General features: G+C 71.8%; 19 protein-coding genes. 5 read left to right on the forward strand and 14 right to left on the reverse strand.

What is annotated here, in order from left to right; translation table 11 throughout:
* Positions 1–37: 37 nt before the first annotated feature.
* The 7 genes from speB to ACFYOS_RS02910 all read right to left on the reverse strand — a co-directional run bounded on the left by speB (position 38) and on the right by ACFYOS_RS02910 (position 7,836).
* Entirely contained in the window at positions 38–1,051 is a 1,014-nt protein-coding gene (gene speB / locus ACFYOS_RS02880; RefSeq protein ID WP_387135407.1) for an agmatinase, read from the reverse strand.
* Entirely contained in the window at positions 1,048–2,250 is a 1,203-nt protein-coding gene (locus ACFYOS_RS02885) for a saccharopine dehydrogenase family protein (protein ID WP_387135409.1), read from the reverse strand. The genes speB and ACFYOS_RS02885 overlap by 4 nt, the downstream gene beginning before the upstream one ends.
* Positions 2,250–3,671, reverse strand: a complete 1,422-nt coding sequence (locus tag ACFYOS_RS02890) for an NAD(P)/FAD-dependent oxidoreductase (RefSeq protein ID WP_387135411.1) — start codon at positions 3,669–3,671, stop codon at positions 2,250–2,252. Before ACFYOS_RS02890 ends, ACFYOS_RS02885 begins: the two co-directional genes overlap by 1 nt.
* Positions 3,668–4,504, reverse strand: coding sequence for an ABC transporter permease (locus tag ACFYOS_RS02895; protein WP_387135414.1), 837 nt, complete (start codon positions 4,502–4,504; stop codon positions 3,668–3,670). The genes ACFYOS_RS02890 and ACFYOS_RS02895 overlap by 4 nt, the downstream gene beginning before the upstream one ends.
* Complete coding sequence (locus ACFYOS_RS02900; RefSeq protein ID WP_387135417.1) at positions 4,504–5,415, reverse strand: ABC transporter permease; 912 nt, start codon at positions 5,413–5,415, stop codon at positions 4,504–4,506. Before ACFYOS_RS02900 ends, ACFYOS_RS02895 begins: the two co-directional genes overlap by 1 nt.
* Positions 5,416–5,491: 76 nt before the next feature.
* A complete protein-coding gene (locus tag ACFYOS_RS02905) occupies positions 5,492–6,646 on the reverse strand; it encodes an ABC transporter ATP-binding protein (protein WP_387136041.1) in 1,155 nt (384 codons plus the stop codon).
* A 5-nt stretch (positions 6,647–6,651) separates the two neighbouring features.
* A complete protein-coding gene (locus tag ACFYOS_RS02910; protein ID WP_387135419.1) occupies positions 6,652–7,836 on the reverse strand; it encodes a PotD/PotF family extracellular solute-binding protein in 1,185 nt (394 codons plus the stop codon).
* A gap of 209 nt (positions 7,837–8,045) precedes the next feature.
* Here ACFYOS_RS02910 and ACFYOS_RS02915 point away from each other — a divergent pair, with 209 nt between their 5' ends.
* The 4 genes from ACFYOS_RS02915 (at position 8,046) to ACFYOS_RS02930 (ending at position 12,133) form a co-directional block, all read left to right on the forward strand.
* Positions 8,046–8,558 (forward strand): Lrp/AsnC family transcriptional regulator, encoded by a 513-nt coding sequence (locus ACFYOS_RS02915; RefSeq protein ID WP_387136042.1) that lies wholly within the window; start codon positions 8,046–8,048, stop codon positions 8,556–8,558.
* A 148-nt stretch (positions 8,559–8,706) separates the two neighbouring features.
* Positions 8,707–10,053, forward strand: a complete 1,347-nt coding sequence (locus ACFYOS_RS02920) for an aspartate aminotransferase family protein (RefSeq protein WP_387135422.1) — start codon at positions 8,707–8,709, stop codon at positions 10,051–10,053.
* On the forward strand, positions 10,038–10,757 hold the full coding sequence (locus tag ACFYOS_RS02925; RefSeq protein WP_387135425.1) for a pyridoxamine 5'-phosphate oxidase family protein: 720 nt from the start codon (positions 10,038–10,040) through the stop codon (positions 10,755–10,757). The genes ACFYOS_RS02920 and ACFYOS_RS02925 overlap by 16 nt, the downstream gene beginning before the upstream one ends.
* Entirely contained in the window at positions 10,757–12,133 is a 1,377-nt protein-coding gene (locus tag ACFYOS_RS02930) for an NAD(P)/FAD-dependent oxidoreductase (protein WP_387135427.1), read from the forward strand. The genes ACFYOS_RS02925 and ACFYOS_RS02930 overlap by 1 nt, the downstream gene beginning before the upstream one ends.
* Positions 12,134–12,248: 115 nt before the next feature.
* On the opposite strand, the gene ACFYOS_RS02935 is transcribed toward ACFYOS_RS02930, so the two are convergent.
* On the reverse strand, positions 12,249–12,617 hold the full coding sequence (locus tag ACFYOS_RS02935; RefSeq protein ID WP_387135430.1) for a DUF3499 domain-containing protein: 369 nt from the start codon (positions 12,615–12,617) through the stop codon (positions 12,249–12,251).
* 154 nt (positions 12,618–12,771) lie between these two features.
* Here ACFYOS_RS02935 and ACFYOS_RS02940 point away from each other — a divergent pair, with 154 nt between their 5' ends.
* On the forward strand, positions 12,772–13,221 hold the full coding sequence (locus tag ACFYOS_RS02940; RefSeq protein ID WP_387135432.1) for a metallopeptidase family protein: 450 nt from the start codon (positions 12,772–12,774) through the stop codon (positions 13,219–13,221).
* A gap of 99 nt (positions 13,222–13,320) precedes the next feature.
* On the opposite strand, the gene ACFYOS_RS02945 is transcribed toward ACFYOS_RS02940, so the two are convergent.
* The 6 genes from ACFYOS_RS02945 to ACFYOS_RS02970 all read right to left on the reverse strand — a co-directional run bounded on the left by ACFYOS_RS02945 (position 13,321) and on the right by ACFYOS_RS02970 (position 19,870).
* On the reverse strand, positions 13,321–13,581 hold the full coding sequence (locus ACFYOS_RS02945) for a WhiB family transcriptional regulator (protein ID WP_013284161.1): 261 nt from the start codon (positions 13,579–13,581) through the stop codon (positions 13,321–13,323).
* A gap of 494 nt (positions 13,582–14,075) precedes the next feature.
* A complete protein-coding gene (locus ACFYOS_RS02950; RefSeq protein WP_387135434.1) occupies positions 14,076–14,417 on the reverse strand; it encodes a phospholipase in 342 nt (113 codons plus the stop codon).
* A 10-nt stretch (positions 14,418–14,427) separates the two neighbouring features.
* Positions 14,428–15,825 carry a DUF4331 domain-containing protein gene (locus ACFYOS_RS02955; protein ID WP_387135437.1) on the reverse strand — a complete coding sequence of 466 codons (1,398 nt, stop codon included), beginning with the start codon at positions 15,823–15,825 and terminating at the stop codon, positions 14,428–14,430.
* Positions 15,826–15,923: 98 nt separating this feature from the next.
* Positions 15,924–16,202 carry a hypothetical protein gene (locus ACFYOS_RS02960; RefSeq protein WP_387135440.1) on the reverse strand — a complete coding sequence of 93 codons (279 nt, stop codon included), beginning with the start codon at positions 16,200–16,202 and terminating at the stop codon, positions 15,924–15,926.
* Positions 16,203–16,369: 167 nt separating this feature from the next.
* Positions 16,370–18,877, reverse strand: coding sequence for a bifunctional FO biosynthesis protein CofGH (locus ACFYOS_RS02965; protein WP_387135443.1), 2,508 nt, complete (start codon positions 18,875–18,877; stop codon positions 16,370–16,372).
* Positions 18,878–19,033: 156 nt separating this feature from the next.
* Positions 19,034–19,870 carry a hypothetical protein gene (locus ACFYOS_RS02970; protein ID WP_387135446.1) on the reverse strand — a complete coding sequence of 279 codons (837 nt, stop codon included), beginning with the start codon at positions 19,868–19,870 and terminating at the stop codon, positions 19,034–19,036.
* Positions 19,871–19,925: the final 55 nt, after the last annotated feature.

The raw sequence follows: 19,925 nt of genomic DNA on the forward strand, positions 1-19,925 counted from the left end.
GGATGCCCGACAAGTCCATGATCGGCAGGGAGGGGGGTTAGCGGGCGTCGAGGAGGGGTTGGCGGGGGTTCCAGGGGGGGCCGCCGGCGGCGTCGCGGCGGCGGCGGGCGATCGCGGACAGCGCCTCCAGGACGACCCGGTTGCCCAGGTACGCGGTGATGTCGGCGTGGTCGTACGGCGGGGCCACCTCGACCACGTCCACCCCGACGATCGGCAGTTCGTAGCAGCAGCGGCGGACCGCGTCGAGCAGTTGCCGGGAGGTCAGGCCGCCGGGCTCCGGGGTGCCGGTGCCGGGGGCCATGCCCGGGTCGACCACGTCCACGTCGACGGAGAGGAACACCCCCTCGCACTCGTCCACCGCGATCTCGAACGCCTCGGTCAGACACTCATCCAGGCCACGGGCCACCACCTCGGTCATCTCGTACGACCGCATCCGCTGCTCGGCCATCCACGCCAACGTCGAAGGGCCGGGCCAGTAGCCGCGCAGGCCGATCTGGAGGAAGCGGTCGCCGCGTACCGCGCCGGACTCGATGAGCCGACGCATCGGCTGGCCGTGCCCGTGCAGCGAGCCGAACTCGATGTCTCCGGTGTCGGCGTGCGCGTCGAAGTGCACCAGCGACACCCGGCCGAACCCGTGCTGCCGGGCCACCCCGGTGGCGTCGGGCAGGGCGATGGAGTGGTCCCCGCCCAGCACGATCGGGATGGCTCCGGCCCGCGCCACCGCGTGCACCGCCGTCTCGAGCGACGACAGCGACCGCTCGATGTCGCCGGAGAACATCTCCACGTCACCGGCGTCGTAGACGCGAAGGTCCTGCAGCCCGTCGACCCGCAGGGCGAGCGACGGGCGGGAGCCGTCGTGCGGCAGGTAGCAGGCCTGGCGGATGGCGGACGGGCCGAACCGGGTGCCCGGCCGGTGCGAGGTGCCGCCGTCGAACGGCGCCCCCACGATCACCACGTCCGCGTCGGCATAGGTGACGGGCTCCTCGAGAGTGCACGGCGGCACCCCGAGGAAGGTGATGTCGGGTCCGAACATCGGGCCGTAACGGGTCACCGCTCCTCCATCCCCCACGGCGAGCCGTAGCGGGTCAGCAGGTCGAGGAAGGGCACCGGGGGCAGCGCCTCGGGACCGAGCACGCCGGTGCCGGACCAGGCGCCGGTGGCGAGCAGTTCCAGCGCCACGACCGGGTTGACCGCGGTCTGCCAGACCACCGCCTGGTGGCCGTACTCCTTCATCGACCACTCGTTGTCGACCACGTGGTAGAGGTAGACCTTGCGCGGCCGGCCGTCCACCCCGGTGCCCGTCACGTACGTCCCGGCGCAGGTCTTGCCGCGCATCCGGTCGCCGAGCGTGGCCGGGTCGGGCAGGCAGGCGGCCACCACGTCGCGCGGCGAGACCTCGACGCCGCGCACCGACACCGGGCGCGTCGAGTCGAGGCCGAGCTTGTGCAGGGTCTTCAGCACCTCGATGAACTCGTCGCCGAGGCCGTACTTGAAGGTCACCCGCTTCGCCTTCACCCAGCGCGGGATCAGCAGCACCTCCTCGTGCTCCACGTTGACGCACTCCACCGGGCCGATCCCCGCCGGGAACTCGAAAACCTCCGGCTCGGAGAACGGCGGGGTGGTGTACCAGCCGCGGCCGGCCTCCCAGATCACCGGTGGATTGAGGCACTCCTCGATGGTGGTCCAGATGGAGAACGAGGGCGCGAAGTCGTAGCCGTCGACGGTGAGGTTCGCCCCGTCGCGTACCCCGATCTCGTCGATCTCGGCGAAGAGTTCGTCGGCGGCGTAGCGGGCGAAGATGTCCGACAGGCCCGGCTCGATGCCGATCCCGCAGAGCGCCAGGCGGCCGGCCTCGGTCCACCGACCGGCGACAGCGAACTGGTCGTCGCCGAGCTTGACCCCGGCCTCGGCGTAGGGCGCCGTCGGGTGCGGGTGGGACAGCGACATCGCCATGTCCAGGTAGTCGGCCCCGGCGGCGAACGCGCCGTCGAAGATCGGCATGACGAAGCGCGGGTCGACCGCGTTGAGCATGTGGGTGATCCGGTGCTCCCGGCAGAGCGCGGCCACCGCGTCCGCGGACGAGGCGTCGAGATGGGCGGCGACGAAGCGGGAGTCATGGTCGGCGATCGCCCGCGACGCGCGGCCGAGGTCGTAGTCGGCCACCACCAGGGTCTCGAAGAAGGAGCGGCGGGCGGCGATGGCGACGGCGGCGGAGCCGACGCCGCCGGCGCCGACGAGGAGGATGCGCATCAGGAATCGAACCCCAGTCCAAGACGATCGAGCGTACGGAGCCAGAGGTTGCGCCGGCCTTCGCGCGCGTCGGCGCGGGCCAGCGACCAGCGGGTGAGATTGATGCCGGCGGCCCGGAACGGCTCCGGCGGGAACGGCAGCGGCTTGCTGCGGACCAGGTCGAGCCGGGTCAGCGGGGTCTCCTCGGCACCGAGCAGGTCGAGCATCACCTGCGCGCCGAACCGGGTCGCGCCCACGCCGAGCCCGGTGAAGCCGCCGGCATACGCCAGCCGACCCTCGTAGGCGGTGCCGAAGAACGCGCAGAACCGGGTGCAGGTGTCGATGACCCCGCCCCAGCGGTGGCTGAACCGGAGGCCCGCCAGCTGGGGAAAGGTGGCGAAGAAGTGCGCGGCCAGCGCGGTGAAGGTGGCCTGCCGCTGCGCCAGCTCGGGGGCCATCCGGTTGCCGTAGTGGTAGACCGCGTCGTAGCCGCCGAAGAGGATCCGGCCGTCGACGGTGATCCGGTAGTAGTGGAACTGGTTGCCGACGTCGGCCAGCCCCTGCCGGTTCGCCCAGCCCACCGCCTCGCGCTGGGAAGGCGTGAGCGGCTCGGTCATCAGTGCGTAGTCGTAGACCGGCACCAGCCAGGCGCGCAGCCGGCGCAGCAGCGGCGGGAACGCGTTGGTGGCCAGCACGACCTGCCGGGCCCGGACCGCACCGGGCGCCCCGTCCGGGCCGCCGGCCGTGGCCGCGCGCAGCGCGCCGCCGTCGCGGGCCAGCCCGGTGACCCGGGTGTGCTCGTGGATCCGTACGCCGAGGTCGCGGCCGGCGCGGCGCAGCCCCCAGGCCAGCTTCGCCGGGTCCAGCATGGCCACCCGGTCCCGGTCCCACATCCCGCCGAGGTACGTCGGCGAGTCCACCTCGGCGCGTACTTCGTCGCGGTCGAGCAGCCGGACGTCGTGGCCGTACCGGCGGGCCAACTCGGCGTCCTCGGTGAGCCCGGCGAGCTGGTACGGCTCGACGGCCACCGCCAGCTCACCGGTCCGCTCGAAGTCGCAGTCGATGCCGTGCTTCGCGACGGTGCCGGCGAAGGCGTCCAGGTTCTCCCGGCCGAGCCGTTCCAGGTCGGCGATCTCGCCGGGGAACCGGTCGACGCCGTTGGCCAGGCCATGGGTGAGCGAGGCGGCGCAGAAGCCGCCGTTGCGCCCCGAAGCCGCCCAGCCGCAGGTGCCGGCCTCGACCAGGAGCACGTCCCGGTCGGGGTCGGCCTCCTTGGCCAGCAGCGCGGCCCAGAGTCCCGAGTAGCCGCCGCCGACCACCAGCAGGTCGGCGTCGTGGGTACCGGTCAGCGGCGGCAGCGGGTCGGGGCGTTCCGGTCGGTCGAGCCAGTACGGGACGGGCGCGGCGTCGGCCAGCGCCCGGCCGGTATGCGGGAGTTTCATGATCCGCTCTTCGCCGTCGACGCGGACGCGACGGGGGCGACGAGGGCGGCCCGCCGGGCCTGCCGTCCGCGCAGTGAGCTGGCGCCGACCAGCAGCAGCGCGATCACGAACATCGCCGTGCCGATGACGTTGACCTGCGGCGGGATGCCGCGCTGGGCGGCGCCCCAGACGTACATCGGGAAGGTGACGGTGGTGCCGGCGTTGAAGTTCGTGATGATGAAGTCGTCGAAGCTGAGTGAGAAGGCCAGCAGCGCGGCGGCCACGATGCCGGGCAGCACCAGGGGCAGGGTGATCCGCCGGAACGTCTGCCACTCGCTGGCGTACAGGTCCATGGCGGCCTCCTCCAGCCGCCGGTCCATGCCGGACAGCCGGGCCTTCACCGTGACCACCACGAACGACACGCAGAACATCACGTGCGCGATCACGATGGTCCAGAAGCCCTGCGGCACCCCGGCGGCGACGAAGAGGGCGAGCAGCGAGGTGCCCATCACCAGCTCCGGGGTGGCCATCGGCAGGAAGATCAGTCCGTTGATCCCGGACCGGCCGCGGAAGCCGTGCCGGACCAGGGCGAACGCCATCAGCGTGCCGAGGATGGTGGAGACCACCGTGGCGATCAGGCCGATCTCCATGCTGCGGACCACCGCGTCGCACATGTCGGCGGTGGCGCACGGCTGCGTCCAGTTGTCCAGGGTGAACTCGTTGAAGTCGTAGGACAGCCGGCTGGAGGGCCGGTTGAAGGAGAGGCCGGCCACCACGACGATGGGGAGCGAGAGGTAGCCGAGGACGAGCAGGGCCACGCCCATCACCCACCGGTCGGCGATCCAGCGCCGCATCACAACACCTCCTCTGTGCCGGCCTTGCGCAGGTAGACGAAGACGATCGCGAGGATCGCCGCCATCAGCAGGAACGACAGGGCCGCGCCCTGCGGATAGTCCAGCCGGACCAGGAACGCCGAGTCGATGACGTTGCCGATCATGTATTCGTTCGGGGTGCCGAGCAGTTCGGCGTTGATGTAGTCACCGGTGGCCGGGATGAAGAAGAGCAGCGTGCCGGCGATCAGGCCGGGCATCGACAGCGGCAGGGTGACCTTCTGGAAGGCCCGCAGCGGGCTCGCGTACAGGTCGCTCGCCGCCTCCAGCAGCCGGTAGTCGAGCCGCTCCAGGCTCGCGTACAGCGGCAGCACCAGGAAGGGGAGGAAGTTGTACGTCAGGCCGAGCACCACCGCGAACGGGGTGGCCAGCAGCCGGCCGTCCGGCCCGAGCAGGTGCACGTCGCGCAGCAGCCCGACCAGCCAGCCGTTGTCCGACAGGATGGTCTTCCAGGCCAATGTGCGGACCAGGAAGCTGGTGAACTGCGGCGCGACCACCGCGACCAGCAGCAGGTTCTTCCACCGTCCGGCCTTCTGCGCGATCGCGTACGCCAGCGGGTAGCCCATCAGCAGGGCCAGCACCAGCGCGATCGCCGAGTAGGCGAACGACCGGACGAACTGCGGCCAGTACGCCTGCAACGCGTCCGGGTAGTTGCCGAACGCCCAGGTCATCGCGTACCCGGTGGAGAGGGATCCGCTCGGGTCGTAGAGGCTGGCGGCGGCGAGCTGGAGCAGCGGCAGGGCGAAGAAGACCAGCAGCCAGGCCGCGCCCGGCAGCAGCAGCAGGTATGGCAGCAGCTTGTAGCGTCCCCGGCGGGGTGCCGACGGCGCGGCCGGCTCCCCCGACGAGGTCGGTACGTGGGCCAGCGCGGTCATGACGCCACCTCGCTCCGCTCGGCGTCGCCATGACCGGGCAATGGGCTGCGCCGGCTGATTCGCTCGCTCCGCTCGCTCATGACCCGACACCGACCGGCGGCTCGTCCAGCAGCGGGTTGGTCTGGTCGTCCTCACCGGGCTCACGGGGCAGCACGAAGGCGTGCCGGGGGTCCCAGTGGGCGGTCACCGGGGCGGCGAGGGACAGCCGCCCGCCGGCCCCGCTGTTCGCGGCGAACACCGACAGCTCGCTGCCCCACGCCGTCTTCACCAGGTACTGCGTGCTCACCCCGACGTACGAGGCGTCGGTGACCACGCCGCCGACGTGCTGGTGCCCGACCGGCACGTCGCCGGGGTCGTCGACCAGGTGCAGCTTCTCGGGGCGTACCCCGAGGAAGACCGGCCCGTGGTCGATGCGGGCCCGGGCCGCGGGCACCGAGAAGCGCGAGCCGTGCGCGCTGACGAGCACGTCGTCCCCGCTGCGCCCGGCCGCCTCGCCGGCGAGCAGGTTGGACTGGCCGAGGAAGTTCGCCACGAACGCGGTGGCCGGGTACTCGTACAGGTCGGCCGGGGCGCCGAGCTGCTCGATCCGGCCGGCGTTCATCACCGCGACGGTGTCGGCCATGGTCATGGCCTCCTCCTGGTCGTGGGTGACGTGCACGAAGGTGACGCCGACCTCGATCTGGATCCGCTTCAGCTCGATCTGCATCTGCCGGCGCAGCTTCAGGTCGAGCGCGCCGAGCGGCTCGTCCAGCAGCAGCACCTGCGGGTGGTTGATCAGCGCGCGGGCCAGCGCGACCCGCTGCTGCTGCCCGCCGGAGAGCTGGGCGGGCTTGCGCGGGCCGTACCCTTCGAGCTGCACCAGCGCCAGCATCCGCTCGACCTGGTCGGTCACCTTGCGGATGCCGCGCCGCCGCAGCCCGAAGGCCACGTTCTCGTTGATGTCGAGGTGCGGGAAGAGCGCGTAACTCTGGAACACGGTGTTCACCGGCCGCTTGTACGGCCGCAGCCCGGCGATGTCCCGGTCGCCGAGCAGCACCTGCCCGCTGGTCGGCTCCTCCAGCCCGGCGATCATCCGCAGCGTGGTGGTCTTGCCGCAGCCGGACGCCCCGAGCAGGGCGAAGAACGAGCCCTGCGGGATGGTCAGGCTGAGGTCGTCCACGGCGGTGAAGGCGCCGAACCGCTTGGTCAGGTTGGCCAGCCGCAGGTCGCCGGCCGGTGTCTCGTGTCCCATCGTTCTCACGCCCCGATGACCTTCTGGAACTTGGCCTCGTAGTCCTTCTCCTGCTTCTCGTCCAAGGCCATGAAGACCTTGGACTTCGACAGGATCGCCTCGTCGGGGAAGATGAGCGGGTTCTTGGCCAGGTCCGGGTCGATCTTCTCCATCTCGGCCTGCGCGCCCTTGACCGGGCAGATGTAGTTGACGTAGGCGGCGAGCTTCGCGGCCACGGCCGGGTCGTAGTAGTAGTTGATCAGCTCTTCGGCGTTCGCCTTGTGGCCGGCCTTGTTCGGGACCAGCATGTTGTCCGACCAGAGCATGACGCCGGAGTCCGGCACCACGAACTTGATCTTGTCGTTGTCGAAGCCGAGCTGGATCACGTCGCCGGACCAGGCGATGCAGGCGGCGATGTCGCCCTTGTTGAGGTCCTGGGAGTAGTCGTTGCCGGTGAACTTGCGGATCTGCCCGGAGTCGACGGCCTTCTGCAGCTTGTTCAGCGCGTCGTCGAACTGGGCGGCGGTGAAGTTCGCCGGGTCGTGACCGTTGGACTGCAGCAGCAGGCCCATGGTGTCGCGCATCTCCGACAGCGCGGTCACCTTGCCCTTCAGGTCCGGGCGGGTGAGCAGCTCGTCGACCGTACGGATCTCCTTCGTCACCTTGCCGTTGTAGGCGATGCCGGCGAGGCCGGACTGCCACGGGACGGCCAGCTGGCCGTCCCGGTCGAAGGAGCGGCCGCGCAGCGAGGGCAGCAGATTGGCCTCGACGTTGGGGAGCTTCGCCTTGTCCAGCTTCTGGATCCAGCCGAGCCGGATCATCCGGGCCGCCATCCAGTCGGTGAGGACCATGATGTCCCGCCCGGTGGGCTGGCAGCCGGCGAGCTGGTTCTGCACCTTGCCGAAGAACTCGTTGTTGTCGTTGACGTCCTCGGTGTATGTCACCTGGATGCCGGACTTGGCGATGAAGGCGTCCAGGGTGGGCCGCTTGGACTCATCCTTCTCGTCCACGTCCATGTACTGCGGCCAGTTCGAGAACGCCAGCTTCTTCTCCGTCGCGGAGAGGTCATCACTCTTGCAGCCGGCCTCGGTCTGCTGTGCACCCTTGGTGCCGCAGCCGGCCAGCGTGCCCGCCGTGGCGAGCAGAGCGGCCGAGCCGAGGGTGCCGGTGAGCAGACCACGCCGGGTAAGGGGCCGGAGGGGACTACGCATGACGACTCCTATGGGGGTCATCGTCGGCGGCAGGACGGGGGGTCGCACGCCGGCGGGAGGGTCAATGGCGATGGACGACTGATCCTGACATGAGGTGACCTTCCTTACAAGGGATTCCGTTGCGGGAATAGCCTGGGACGACGAAATACGCCAGACTACGCGCGGGCACTACGCTCATCCGCAAGGAATCGGACATGGGGAGCGAACGGATGGTCAACCGGCAGTTGGAGACTGGCAACGGCGCACGCCGGATCACGGTGCGCGAAGGGGCCAGTCACGCCCTGCTCGACGACGTGGCCAAGCAGATCATCGAGCAGCTCCAGGAGGACGGCCGGCGCCCGTACGCGACCATCGGCAAGGCGGTCGGCCTCTCCGAAGCGGCGGTCCGGCAGCGGGTGCAGCGGCTGCTCGACGCCGGGGTCATGCAGATCGTCGCGGTGACCGATCCGCTCCAGCTCGGCTTCCCGCGCCAGGCCATGATCGGCCTGCGGACCGACGGTGACCTGGAGGCCGTGGCCGACCGGCTCGCCGAGTTCGAGGAGATCGACTACGTGGTGATCACCGCCGGCTCGTTCGACCTGCTGGCCGAGGTGGTCTGCCGCAACGACGAGCACCTGCTGGAGATCCTGCAGAAGCTGCGCGGCGTCTCCGGCGTGCTGTCGACCGAGGCGTTCGTCTACCTCAAGCTGCGCAAGCAGACCTACAGCTGGGGCACCGCCTGATACGGAATCCGTTGCATCGGTCAGTTGCGCTCGCTGAATCCGTTGCCGAACGCCATCGGGACTTGCCTTATCAGCATCGGCTGTGCGATAACCGTCAGCAGAGCGGCCGGTGTCACCCCTGACCGGCCCGAGACCCGATGGGGCTGACATGGCCAACGCCACCGACCACCTCTGGATGCACTTCACCCGGATGGCCAGCTACTCCGCCGGCGAGGTACCGACGATCGTGCGCGGCGAGGGCGCGTACGTCTGGGACTCGCAGGGCCGCCGCTACCTGGACGGACTCGCCGGGCTCTTCGTCGTCAACGCCGGCCACGGCCGGACCGAACTCGCCGAGGCGGCCGCCAAGCAGGCCGCCGAACTGGCCTTCTTCCCACTGTGGTCGTACGCCCACCCGACGGCCGTCGAACTGGCCGAGAAGGTCGCCTCGCTGGCCCCCGGCGACCTGAACCGGGTCTTCTTCACCACCGGCGGCTCCGAGGCCGTCGAGGCGGCGTGGAAGCTGGCCCGGGCCTACTTCAAGCGCACCGGCCAGCCGAACAAGTACAAGGTGGTCAGCCGGTACATCGCGTACCACGGCACCTCGATGGGGGCGCTGTCGATCACTGGCCTGCCCGGCATCAAGAGCGACTTCGAGCCGCTGGTGCCCGGCGGCATCAAGGTGCCGAACACCAACTTCTACCGGGCCCCCGAGCACGGCGACGACCCGGAGGCGTTCGGCCGCTGGGCCGCCGAGGAGATCGGCCGGGCCATCGAGCGGGAGGGGCCGGACACGGTCGCCGCGGTCTTCCTGGAGCCGGTGCAGAACTCCGGCGGCTGCTTCCCGCCGCCGCCCGGCTACTTCGAGCGGGTCCGCGAGATCTGCGACGCGTACGACGTGCTGCTCGTGAGTGACGAGGTGATCTGCTCCTGGGGCCGGCTCGGTGAATACTTCGGCGCCACCCGGTACGGCTACCAGCCCGACATCATCACCACCGCCAAGGGGATCACCTCCGGCTACGCCCCGCTCGGGGCGATGATCGCCAGCGACCGGCTGATGGAGCCGTTCCTCACCGAGACCGGCATGTTCGCCCACGGGGTGACCTTCGGCGGCCACCCGGTCTCCTGCGCGGTCGCCCTGGCCAACCTGGAGGTGTTCGCCCGCGAGGACCTGGTCGGGCACGTGCGCGCCAACGAGGCCGCGTTCCGGTCCACCCTGGAGAAGCTCAACGACCTGCCGATCGTCGGCGACGTCCGGGGCGACGGCTACTTCTACGGCATCGAGCTGGTCAAGGACAAGGCGACCCGGGAGACCTTCGACGAGGCCGAGTCCGAGCGGCTGCTGCGCGGCTTCCTCTCCACCGCGCTCTTCCAGGCCGGGCTCTACTGCCGCGCCGACGACCGCGGCGACCCGGTGGTGCAGCTCGCCCCGCCGCTGATCGCCGGACAGCAGCAGTTCGACGAGATCGAGCAGATCCTGCGCGCCGTGCTGACCGAGGCATGGTCGCGCCTCTGACCGGCGGCCCAGGGCCGGACGGGGCCGGGACCCGCGACGGGTCCCGGCCCCGCGCCACCGACCCGGCCGCCGGGGATGGCGCCGTCGGGGGCACCGACCGGACCCGGGTACGCCGCCTGCCCGACCTCGCCGTCCACGACCGGTCGGTGCTGCACGCCGTGCTCGACGCCGGCCGGGTCGGCCACCTGGCCATCGCCGACAGCGACCAGCCGTACGCGCTGCCCGTCGCGTACGCCCGGGACGGCGAGCGGGTGCTGGTGCACGGCTCCACCGGCAGCCGGCTGTTCCGGCAGCTCGCCGCCGGCGCGTCGGCCTGCCTCACCGTGACCCTGCTCGACGGGCTGGTGCTGGCCCGCAGCGCCTTCGCGTCCTCAATGAACTACCGCTGCGCGATGGTGCTCGGCCACCTCGTCACGCTCGACGGCGACGAGAAGCTGGCCGCCCTGGAACGCCTCTCCGAACACCTGCTCCCCGGGCGCTGGGCGGAGATCCGGCCGCCGTCAGTCAAGGAGCTGGCCGCCACGCTGGTGCTCGCGCTGCCGCTGGACGAGTGCTCGGTGAAGGTCAGCGCCGGCCCGCCCGACGACCCCGAGGACGACCTCGACCGGCCGGTCTGGGCCGGGGTGGTGCCGGTCGTCGAGACGTACGGCACCCCGCAGCCCGACCCGCGGCTGCGCCACGACCTGCCCCCACCGGAGTGGTGATGCGCTACCAGGAGCTGTCGTACTGGCTGTCCAGCATGGACGAGCCGCTGGCCCCGCGCCCCGGGCTGCCCGGCGACATCGACGCCGACGTGGTGGTCGTCGGGGCCGGCTACACCGGCCTGTGGACGGCCTACTACCTCGCCGCAGCGGACCCGTCGCTGCGGATCGTGGTGCTGGAGAAGGAGATCGCCGGGTACGGCGCGTCCGGGCGCAACGGCGGCTGGTGCTCGGCCCTCTTCCCCACGTCGCTGCCCGCGCTGGCCCGCCGGCACGGCCGGGACCGGGCGCTCGCCATGCAGCGGGCCATGCAGGAGACCGTCCGCGAGGTAGGCCGGGTGGTCGCCGCCGAGGACATCGACTGCGACTGGCGGGCCGGTGGGACGGTGGTGCTGGCCCGCACCGAGGTCCAGCTCGGCCGGGCCCGGGCCGCCGTCGCCGAGGCCCGGGAGTACGGGCTCGCCGACGAGGACCTGGTGCTGCTCGACGCCGCCGAGGCCGCCGCCCGCTGCCACGCCGACGAGGTACGCGGCGGCACGTACACCCCGCACTGCGCCGCGGTGCACCCGGCGAAACTGGTCCGCGGCCTGGCCCGGGCGGTGGAACGCCGGGGCGTACGGATCTTCGAGCGGACCCCGGTGACGGCGGTACGCCCCGGCGCGGCGGTGACCCCGGCCGGGGTGGTCCGCGCGCCGGTGGTGGTCCGGGCGACCGAGGGCTTCACGCCCGCCCTGCCCGGGCAGCGGCGAGCCGTCGCGCCGGTGTACTCGCTGATGGTGGCCACCGAGCCGCTGCCCGAGGCGACCTGGGCGGAGATCGGGCTGGCCGAGCGGGAGACCTTCTCCGACTACCGGCACGTCATCATCTACGGCCAGCGCACCGCCGACGGCCGGCTCGCCTTCGGCGGGCGGGGTGCCCCCTACCACTTCGGCTCCCGGGTCCGCCCCGACTACGACCGGGAACCACGGGTCTTCGCCGCTCTGCGCCGGGTCCTCGGCGAGCTCTTCCCGGTGCTCGGGCCGGAGGTGCCGGTCAGCCACGCCTGGGGCGGGCCGCTCGGAGTCACCCGGGACTGGGCCGCCTCGGTGGGCCTGGACCGCACCACCGGTCTCGCCTGGGCCGGCGGGTACGTCGGCGACGGCGTCGGCACCAGCAACCTGGCCGGCCGTACGCTCGCCGACCTGATCCGGGGCGAGGCGAGCGACCTGACCGCGCTCCCCTGGGTCAACCACCGCTCCCCGCGCTGGGAGCCGGAACCCCTGCGCTGGCTCGCGGTCAACGCCGGCCTGAGGGTGATGTTCTCCGCCGACGAGGCCGAACTGCGCACCGGCCGCCCCTCCCGCCGCGCCGCCGCCTTCTCCCGCCTCCTCGGCCATTGACCGCCTCATACCCCGCCTCGTTGATCATGAGGTTTGCGGCAGCGAGGGAGATCAAAACGCCGCCAACTTCATGATCGACGGAAGCGTCGGGCGCGGCGTGCGGGCTGCGGGGGGGTCAGTGGGTGGGGGGGATGACGCGGAGGTGGCCGCGGCGGCCCTGCTGCGGGGCCTGGGGGAGGGCGTGGTCGTCCTCCGGGGGGCGGGGTGGAGCGGGGCGGGCGGCCTCGCGGACGGCCTCGGCCAGGGCGACCAGGTCGTCGGTGGTGGGCGGCGGCGGCTCGAACTCGCCCTCGTGCCGGACCACGTCCCAGCCGCGCGGCGCGGTGAGGCTACGGGCGTGCGGCTCGCAGAGGTCGTACGTGTGCGGCTCGGCGAAGGCCGCCAGCGGGCCCACCACGGCGGTGGACTCGTTGTAGACATAGGTCAATGTGGCGACCGCTTGCCGGGGGCAGCCGTTACGGGAGCAGCGCCGTGGTGACCTCACGGCGGCAGGGTATCTCCCTTACCGGGTCTGGCGCATCGCTTCGCGCTGCGACACGCCCGTCATGGTGATCACACATCATCCGATCGGAGCACTGGCGCGCCGTCCCGACGGCGCAACGGCGAGCAGCCAGGTCGCACGGGCTACCCTTTGCGTCATGACGAGCCCGGATAACCGCCGCCCCGGCTCCGGCCGGCGCACTCACCGCGACCGTCACGGGCGGGGGTTGCGGGGGCGGCTGGTGCCGGCCACCGTACCGCTGGCCCGGACCAAGGCCGAGGTCTTCGACGACCTGGTGCTGGACACGGTCGAGACCCTGGAACGCCGCTTCGCCAAGGAACTGGCCGGGGTCGAGTTCGCCGTCGAGGACGTCCCGCCGGACCTGAACGTCTACGACTCGGACGTGCTGGAGGACGGCGAGGTGCCGCTCGCCCGGCTGCTGCCCGGACGCCCGGGACGGCAGGAGGTGCCCCCGCGGATCGTGCTCTACCGCCGACCGCTGGAGTTCCGCGCGATGGACCGCGAGGACCTCGCGGATCTCGTGCACGACGTCATCATCGAGCAGGTGGCGAACCTGCTCGGGGTCGACCCCGACGAGCTGGCCTGACCGGTCACCGGTCCGGCTGCGCCCACAGATCCCGGCCGGCCCCCACCGGCCGAGCTGTCGGCCCGAGCCGGGCGGCCCCCACCGCCCCGGCCCGGTACGTCAGGCGGCGACCCGCCGCTTCAGCTTGCGCCGCTCCCGCTCCGAGAGCCCGCCCCAGATCCCGAACCGCTCGTCGTGGCCCAAGGCGTATTCCAGGCATTCCGTCTTGACTTCACACCGCGAGCAGATGCGCTTCGCCTCGCGGGTCGAGCCGCCCTTCTCGGGAAAGAACGCCTCCGGATCGGTCTGCGAGCAGAGCGCCCGCTCCTGCCACTCCGGCGCGTTTCCGAGCAGGTCGGCCACCTCGAGCTGGCCGTCCATCAGTTGCCTCCTTGTCGCGCACCGGCGTCATCGCCGCTGCAACCCCCCACGCGAAAGGCGTGCTTGTCCGTCCGGGCCCAATTTGTTGTGTTCCGAACGAACAACCCCATTCAAATTACACGCGTGTAATGCGTGCGCCGTCAAGCCGAACTTGATAATGGAGTCGCCCTCCCGACACGTGCCGGACGACCATCCGAGCCGCCCGAGCCTCGCAACCTGCCCTATCGATTCAGACCCCGGACGAGTAACGCCCTCTCCGGCGAGTTGCCCAAGATTTTCGCCGTGGCGCACCCGGTGCGGACACCGCCGGAGGCCCCCGCGGGAGGCTTCGGCGGGCCGTACCCGGGCGGCCTTCGCGACACCGTTCAAGATCAGCATTGTCGTGGGGCAAAGGTTAACCCGCCCGGCGCACAACCGCCCGTCGAGCCCGGACCCGCCGACAGCGCCCCGTCCACCTGATGGACGGGGCGCGACGGCGGGCAGGGTGGGTACGGTCAGCTCGCCCCCGGAGGTGAGCTGGTCGGCCAGACGAACTCGGCGATCGCGCCACCGGTGACGGAAATCGCGCCGGCCGCAGTGCGCTCGTCCCACCAGACGGTATAGCGGCCCGCCTCCAGATCCGGGTAGACGGCACTGTGGAACACCCCGTCGCGGACGTGGCGCTCCCGTACCGCCGAGTGGGTGCGCGGCCCCTCCCGGTCGGCGCGGCTGATCTCGATCTCCCGTCCGTGCAGCTCGCGTCCGGTGTAGATGATCAGCGCTCCGGAGGTGCCGCCCAGGTCGAGCACGACGCTGCCGCTCTCCGACGGCCCGAGGGTGTGCTGGTGCTGGTGCACGGCCCGCTCCTCAGGGCTTCTTCGTCGGTGGGTTGCTGAACCCGTCGTACGGCGTGCCGAGGAACGGGAAGTCGCCGAGGAACGGCGCGGTCACGTCGGCGGCGCTCAGTCCCGGGGTCACCGCGGCCGCCGCCGCGTCCGGCTTGAACGTCTTGTCCACCAGCGGCACGGTGACCCCGGCGATCGCCCGCAGCGCGATGCTGACCACGTCGTCACCGACCCGCCGGCCGTTCGGGAAGCCGGCCAGGTCGCCGCCGAGCAAGCCGAAGCGGTCCGGCTTGCGATTGGGCCGGATGGCGGTGTTCAGCCGCAGCATGTCGGCTTGGACGTCGCCGGTGGTGTTGGCGAAACCGTCGACCAGTCCGGCCGGGATGCCGGTGAGCAGGATCGCCACCAGGTCGGCCCGGGGCTTCTCGGACTTGTTCAGCGCGTCCAGGTTGGGAAAGACGCCCGGGTAGAGCGCGGGCAGCAGGGCGGCCAGCTCGGGGCGCTCGACCAACTCGGCGAACCGCTTGTCCTCCGCGGGCGGCAGCGTGTTCCACAGGTCCTTCTTGGACATCGGCACGATGACCTCGTTGAACAGCGGGTTACCCAGCCGGGAGACCTGGGTTAAGGGGCCGGCGGCGGTGTCCGCGGCCAGCCGGTCGCCGAGCACCCGGACCTGCTGGCGGGACGCGGTCGTCCACACGCCGATCGTCGAGGCGCGGTCGGCGTAGCCGTAGCGGCTGGCCCTGCGGCGTACCAGGCTCAACGGCACCTGCACCGCGATGCTGTGCACGTTCGTCCGGTCCAGCGCGTTGACCGGCTGGCCCTCGGTCTTGAAGAGCTTCTTGCCGGCGACGTGGAGCTGCTGGAACGGGCGGAGCGTACCGAGGTCGAAGATGGCGCCCAGGTCGACGAAGAACCCGTCCGCCCGCTGCCCGGCGAAGACCTTCTCCCCGGTCGACAGCCGGTACGTGGCCTGCCGGACGAGATCGTGGTATTTCGGCGTGGAGAGCGGACCGACGTTGCACGGCGGGCAGGGCAGTTTGTGCGCCAGCACGTGCGCCCGGCCGTCCGCCACCCGGGTCAACCGGTAGAACTGCCGCCGGTTCCAGTTCTTGCTGTCCAGCGACTCGATCGGTCCGGTGTTGTAAAGAAAGCTGTTCGGATTCGTGATCTCGGTGGTGAATTCGAAGCGATAGGTGACATCGGGATAACCGTCGCCGTCGTTGTCGAGGTGAATCTCGTACCGGACGTCGTCGCCGAACTCGAAGAAGTTCGGGCCGCCGGAGGGAAGCTGCACCGGCACGTAGTTGGCGATCAGCGTGACCGTGTCCGGCCGGTCGGGGCTGACGAACGCGTACAGGTCAGAGCTGTCGGCGACCGGATCCTTGGCTATCTCGGGGGCTTCGCGGTGAGAGGACATGGCGGACCACACCTTCGTCGAAATGAAGTCGAGGGGACGACCGGCGTCGAGAGCCCGCGCCGGGAGCGGGTCGCGCCGCCGACGGCGACGCGTACCGGTCAGCGCCGGCCGGCGGCGCGCACCAGCCGGTCCGCCAGGCCGCGGTCGCGTACCTGGATCCGCTTCGTGCCGACGAAGACGTCCAGCGCGCCGGAGGCCGCGTCGCGGAGGTGCACCACGATCGGCTCGTCGCGGCGGCCCGAGGAGGGCGTGTTCTGTGCGGCCGACAGGCCCGGCACGGTGAGGGCGGCGGCGCCCAGGGTGGCGCTCGCGGCGGCGGTCAACGTCTGCCGGCGGGTCAGTCGCGGCCAGGGCCGCTTCCGCTGATCACTGGTCATGGGCAACCTCTCCGGGCCGACGCCGCAGCGCCCGCGGTGGCGGGAGACCCGGGGGTCCGCCGAGGCGGACGCCGCCGGGTCCCCCGTGAGGGGTCACCGGCGGCGACCCTCGCCGCGACCGCCGCCGGCATGCACTGGTACGGGCGGCGGCGGGGAAAGGTTCGACGCTACGCGCCGGCGTGACCGTACGCGGTCGTCCGCTTGCGGGCCGGTCGACCGGCCGCCGCCGCGATCGCCTTCAGCTGCTCCTCGGTGCGGGCCGAGCCGTTGCCCGAGCCGGCCATCCGGGAGATCGTCTCCTCCATCAGCGTGCCGCCCAGGTCGTTGCAGCCGGCCCGGAGCATCGCCACGGTGCCCTCGTCGCCGAGCTTCACCCAGGAGCACTGGATGTTGGCGATCCGGCCGTGCAGCAGCAGCCGGGCCATCGCGTGCACCGCCCGGTTCTCCCGCCAGGTCGGCCCCGGCCGGGCGATCCCGGCGAGGTAGATCGGCGCGTTGGTGTGCACGAAGGGCAGCGCCACGAACTCGGTGAAGCCGCTGGTCCGGTCCTGCACGCCGGCCAGCACCCGGAAATGGGCGAGCCACTGTCCGGGGTGGTCGACGTGGCCGTACATCATCGTGGAGCTGGACCGGATGCCCAGCTCGTGGGCCGTGCTGACCACCTCGACCCAGGCGGCGGCCGGCAGCTTGCCCTTGGTGAGCACCCAGCGCACCTCGTCGTCGAGGATCTCCGCCGCGGTGCCCGGAATGGTGTCCAGGCCGGCGTCGCGGAGCTGGAGCAACCACTCCTTCACCGGCACGCCCGCCTTCGCCGCGGCGGTGACGATCTCCATCGGCGAGAACGCGTGCACGTGCATCCCCGGCACCCGGGCCTTGATCGCCCGGACGATGTCGGCGTAGCCGGTGACCGGCATCTTCGGGTCGATCCCGCCCTGGAGGCAGACCTCGCTGGCACCGGCCGCCCAGGCCTCCTCGGCCCGGTCGGCGACCTGCTCCACCGAGAGCCGGTACGCGTCGGCGTCGGACTCCCGCTGGGCGAAGGCGCAGAACCGGCAGCCGACGTAGCAGACGTTGCTGAAGTTGATGTTGCGGTTGACCACGTACGTCACGTCGTCGCCGACCGCGTCCCGGCGCACGTCGTCGGCGATCCGGCACAGCTCGTCCAGCGCCGGCCCGTCGGCGCCGAACAGCGCCAGCGCCTCGGCCTGGTGCCTCGGTTCCAGCAACGCGGCCGGGTCGTCGGCGGCCAGTCGCAGGCCGGCCCGCAGGTCGGGGTCGCTCGACCCGGCCACCGGGACGGTCACCTTGCCGGCCACCTCCGACCAGTCGCCGTAGACGCTGTCGAAGTCACCGCGCCGGTCCCCGGTCCGCCCGGTGGTGTCGATGGTGGTGTACAGGTCGATACGCCCGCCGAAGACCTCCTCCGGCTCCTGCCAGGGCCGGCCAACGGGGCGGGCCGCCTCGACGGCGAGGCCGGTCTCCGGGTCGGCGAGGGCGGTGACGTGCGGCAGCAGGCGCGGGTCCAGCCACGGGTCGCCGGCCCGGACGTACTCCGGGTAGATGGTGAGCCGTTCGCGCAGGGTGAAGCCCGCCTCGGCGGTGTGCCGGGCCAGCTCGTCGAGCTGCGGCCAGGGGCGCTCCGGGTTGACGTGGTCCGGGGTCACCGGCGAGACGCCGCCCCAGTCGTCGATGCCGGCGCGCAGCAGCAGGTCGTACTCGCCCTCGATGAGGTTCGGCGGGGCCTGGATCCGGGCCCGCGGACCGAGCACCACCCGGGCCACCGCCACGGTGGCGGCCAGGTCGTGCAGCTCGGCGTCGGGCATCCCCCGCATCGCGGTGTCCGGCTTGGCGCGGAAGTTCTGCACGATCACCTCCTGGAGGTGGCCGTACTCCCGCATCCGCCGGCGGATCGCGAAGAGCGCGTCGACCCGCTCGGCCGGGGTCTCCCCGATGCCGATCAGGATCCCGGTGGTGAACGGCACCCCGACCCGGCCGGCGTCGTCGAGCACCCGGAGCCGGACGGCGGGTTCCTTGTCCGGCGAGCCGTGGTGCGGCCCACCCGGCTCGGACCAGAGCCGGGTGGCGGTGGTCTCCAGCATCATGCCCATGCTCGGCGCGACCGGCTTCAGCCGTTGCAGCTCCGACCAGGACAGCACGCCCGGGTTGAGGTGGGGCAGCAGGCCGGTCTCCTCCAGCACCGCCACCGCGCAGGCGCGCAGGTAGTCGAGGGTGGAGTCATAGCCGCGCTCGTCCAACCACCGCCGGGCCGCCGGCCAGCGCTCCTCGGGGCGGTCGCCGAGGGTGAACAGCGCCTCCTTGCAGCCCTGGGCGGCGCCCTCCCGGGCGATGGCGAGCACCTCGTCCTTCTCCAGGTACGCGGCGGGCAGCCGGTGCGGCACCGTGGCGAAGGTGCAGTAGTGGCAGCGGTCCCGGCAGAGCCGGGTCAGCGGGATGAAGACTTTCTTGGAGAAGGTGACCACGCCCGGACGGCCGGCCTCGCGCAGCCCGGCGTCGCGCACCTCGCCGGCGATCCGGAGCAGCTCGTCCAGCGCGGCGCCGCGTGCGGCCAGCAGGGCGCTCGCCTCGTCGACGTCCAACGCCCGCCCGGTGGCGGCCCGGCGCAGCGCCCGCCCCACACTCGCCGCGGTCGGGACGGACTCGGTGCGATCAACCATCCGTCCAGCCTAGGCGCTGGACGACCCGCCCCTGCCTCCCCCGGCGGAGTGCGGACGCCGCGCCGCCCCGCGCGGCGGGGCCGGTTTCCCGGAAAGAGTGGCCGCCCGGCGTCGGGAAGCCACTCTTTCCGGAAATCCGCACGGAGGCGCGAGAGGTCAGCGCGAGTTGTTCGGATCGTCCCGGTCGAAGCGCTGGGTACGGTCGCTGTCCGGCGAGGACGGCTGACCCGGGTCGACCGGCTGGCGCGGGATGGCCTGGGTCGGGTCGGCCGACGGCGGCTGACCGAACGGCGGCGCCGGGTGCGGGGCACCGTACGGGGGCGCGGGCGGCGGGGCGGCGTTGAACGGCGGCGCCGACTGCGGCGAGCCGTACTGGCCGGGTACCGGATAGCCGCCGGGCTGGCCACCGGGGGCGTAGCCGCCGTGGCCGGGGACCGGGTAGCCGCCCGGCTGCTGCGGCCAGCCCGGCTGCGGCTGCCCGTACACGCCGGGCTGCGGCTTGGGCTTCGGCACGTAGTAGAGGCTGCGCCAGATGCGGAACACCACGAACGCGGCGACCCCGAAGATCGCCAGCCAGGCCAGCTGGGTGAGCAGGCCGAAGAAGGCGTCCAACACATCGCCGTTGGTGAGCCGGCCGACCAGCGAGATCAGGAAGGTCAGCGCACCGAACAGGAGGGCGAAGGCGTACTCGCCGAGGGCCACCTGGGTGATCACCTTCGCGCGCGGCAGCACCGGGTGCACGTGGGTGGCGAGCAGCGCGGCCAGCAGCGGCAGCACGGCCGACTCGAAGCCGATGAAGATGAAGAAGGTGTTCCCCGCCCGGCCGGTGATGGTGCTGTAGTCGTGCGTCGGCACCAGCAGGCGGAGCAGGCCGACGAAGAGCAGCACGGCGGTGGCGCCGAGCAGGACGAGCGCGGCCAGTTCGCGCAGTGGCTTGGTCACCTGGCTGGCCTGCGTCGCGTCGCCGGACGCGGGCTCGGCGGGGCTGATCACGAACTCCCCCTGGGGACGAAAACGGACAGTTGCCGACGTGAGCCTAGTCTCTCCG

The sequence above is a fragment of the Micromonospora sp. NPDC005806 genome (genome assembly GCF_042871425.1).
GTDB lineage: Bacteria > Actinomycetota > Actinomycetes > Mycobacteriales > Micromonosporaceae > Micromonospora.

Bases quoted from the DNA above. Each gene is read 5' to 3' on its own strand.
- ACFYOS_RS02885 (WP_387135409.1), bottom strand. From the start codon at position 2,250: ATGCGCATCCTCCTCGTCGGCGCCGGCGGCGTCGGCTCCGCCGCCGTC.
- ACFYOS_RS02890 (WP_387135411.1), bottom strand. From the start codon at position 3,671: ATGAAACTCCCGCATACCGGCCGGGCGCTGGCCGACGCCGCGCCCGTC.
- ACFYOS_RS02895 (WP_387135414.1), bottom strand. From the start codon at position 4,504: ATGCGGCGCTGGATCGCCGACCGGTGGGTGATGGGCGTGGCCCTGCTC.
- ACFYOS_RS02900 (WP_387135417.1), bottom strand. From the start codon at position 5,415: ATGACCGCGCTGGCCCACGTACCGACCTCGTCGGGGGAGCCGGCCGCG.
- ACFYOS_RS02905 (WP_387136041.1), bottom strand. From the start codon at position 6,646: ATGGGACACGAGACACCGGCCGGCGACCTGCGGCTGGCCAACCTGACC.
- ACFYOS_RS02910 (WP_387135419.1), bottom strand. From the start codon at position 7,836: ATGCGTAGTCCCCTCCGGCCCCTTACCCGGCGTGGTCTGCTCACCGGC.
- ACFYOS_RS02915 (WP_387136042.1), top strand. From the start codon at position 8,046: ATGGTCAACCGGCAGTTGGAGACTGGCAACGGCGCACGCCGGATCACG.
- ACFYOS_RS02920 (WP_387135422.1), top strand. From the start codon at position 8,707: ATGGCCAACGCCACCGACCACCTCTGGATGCACTTCACCCGGATGGCC.
- ACFYOS_RS02925 (WP_387135425.1), top strand. From the start codon at position 10,038: ATGGTCGCGCCTCTGACCGGCGGCCCAGGGCCGGACGGGGCCGGGACC.
- ACFYOS_RS02930 (WP_387135427.1), top strand. From the start codon at position 10,757: ATGCGCTACCAGGAGCTGTCGTACTGGCTGTCCAGCATGGACGAGCCG.
- ACFYOS_RS02940 (WP_387135432.1), top strand. From the start codon at position 12,772: ATGACGAGCCCGGATAACCGCCGCCCCGGCTCCGGCCGGCGCACTCAC.
- ACFYOS_RS02945 (WP_013284161.1), bottom strand. From the start codon at position 13,581: ATGGACGGCCAGCTCGAGGTGGCCGACCTGCTCGGAAACGCGCCGGAG.
- ACFYOS_RS02955 (WP_387135437.1), bottom strand. From the start codon at position 15,825: ATGTCCTCTCACCGCGAAGCCCCCGAGATAGCCAAGGATCCGGTCGCC.
- ACFYOS_RS02960 (WP_387135440.1), bottom strand. From the start codon at position 16,202: ATGACCAGTGATCAGCGGAAGCGGCCCTGGCCGCGACTGACCCGCCGG.
- ACFYOS_RS02965 (WP_387135443.1), bottom strand. From the start codon at position 18,877: ATGGTTGATCGCACCGAGTCCGTCCCGACCGCGGCGAGTGTGGGGCGG.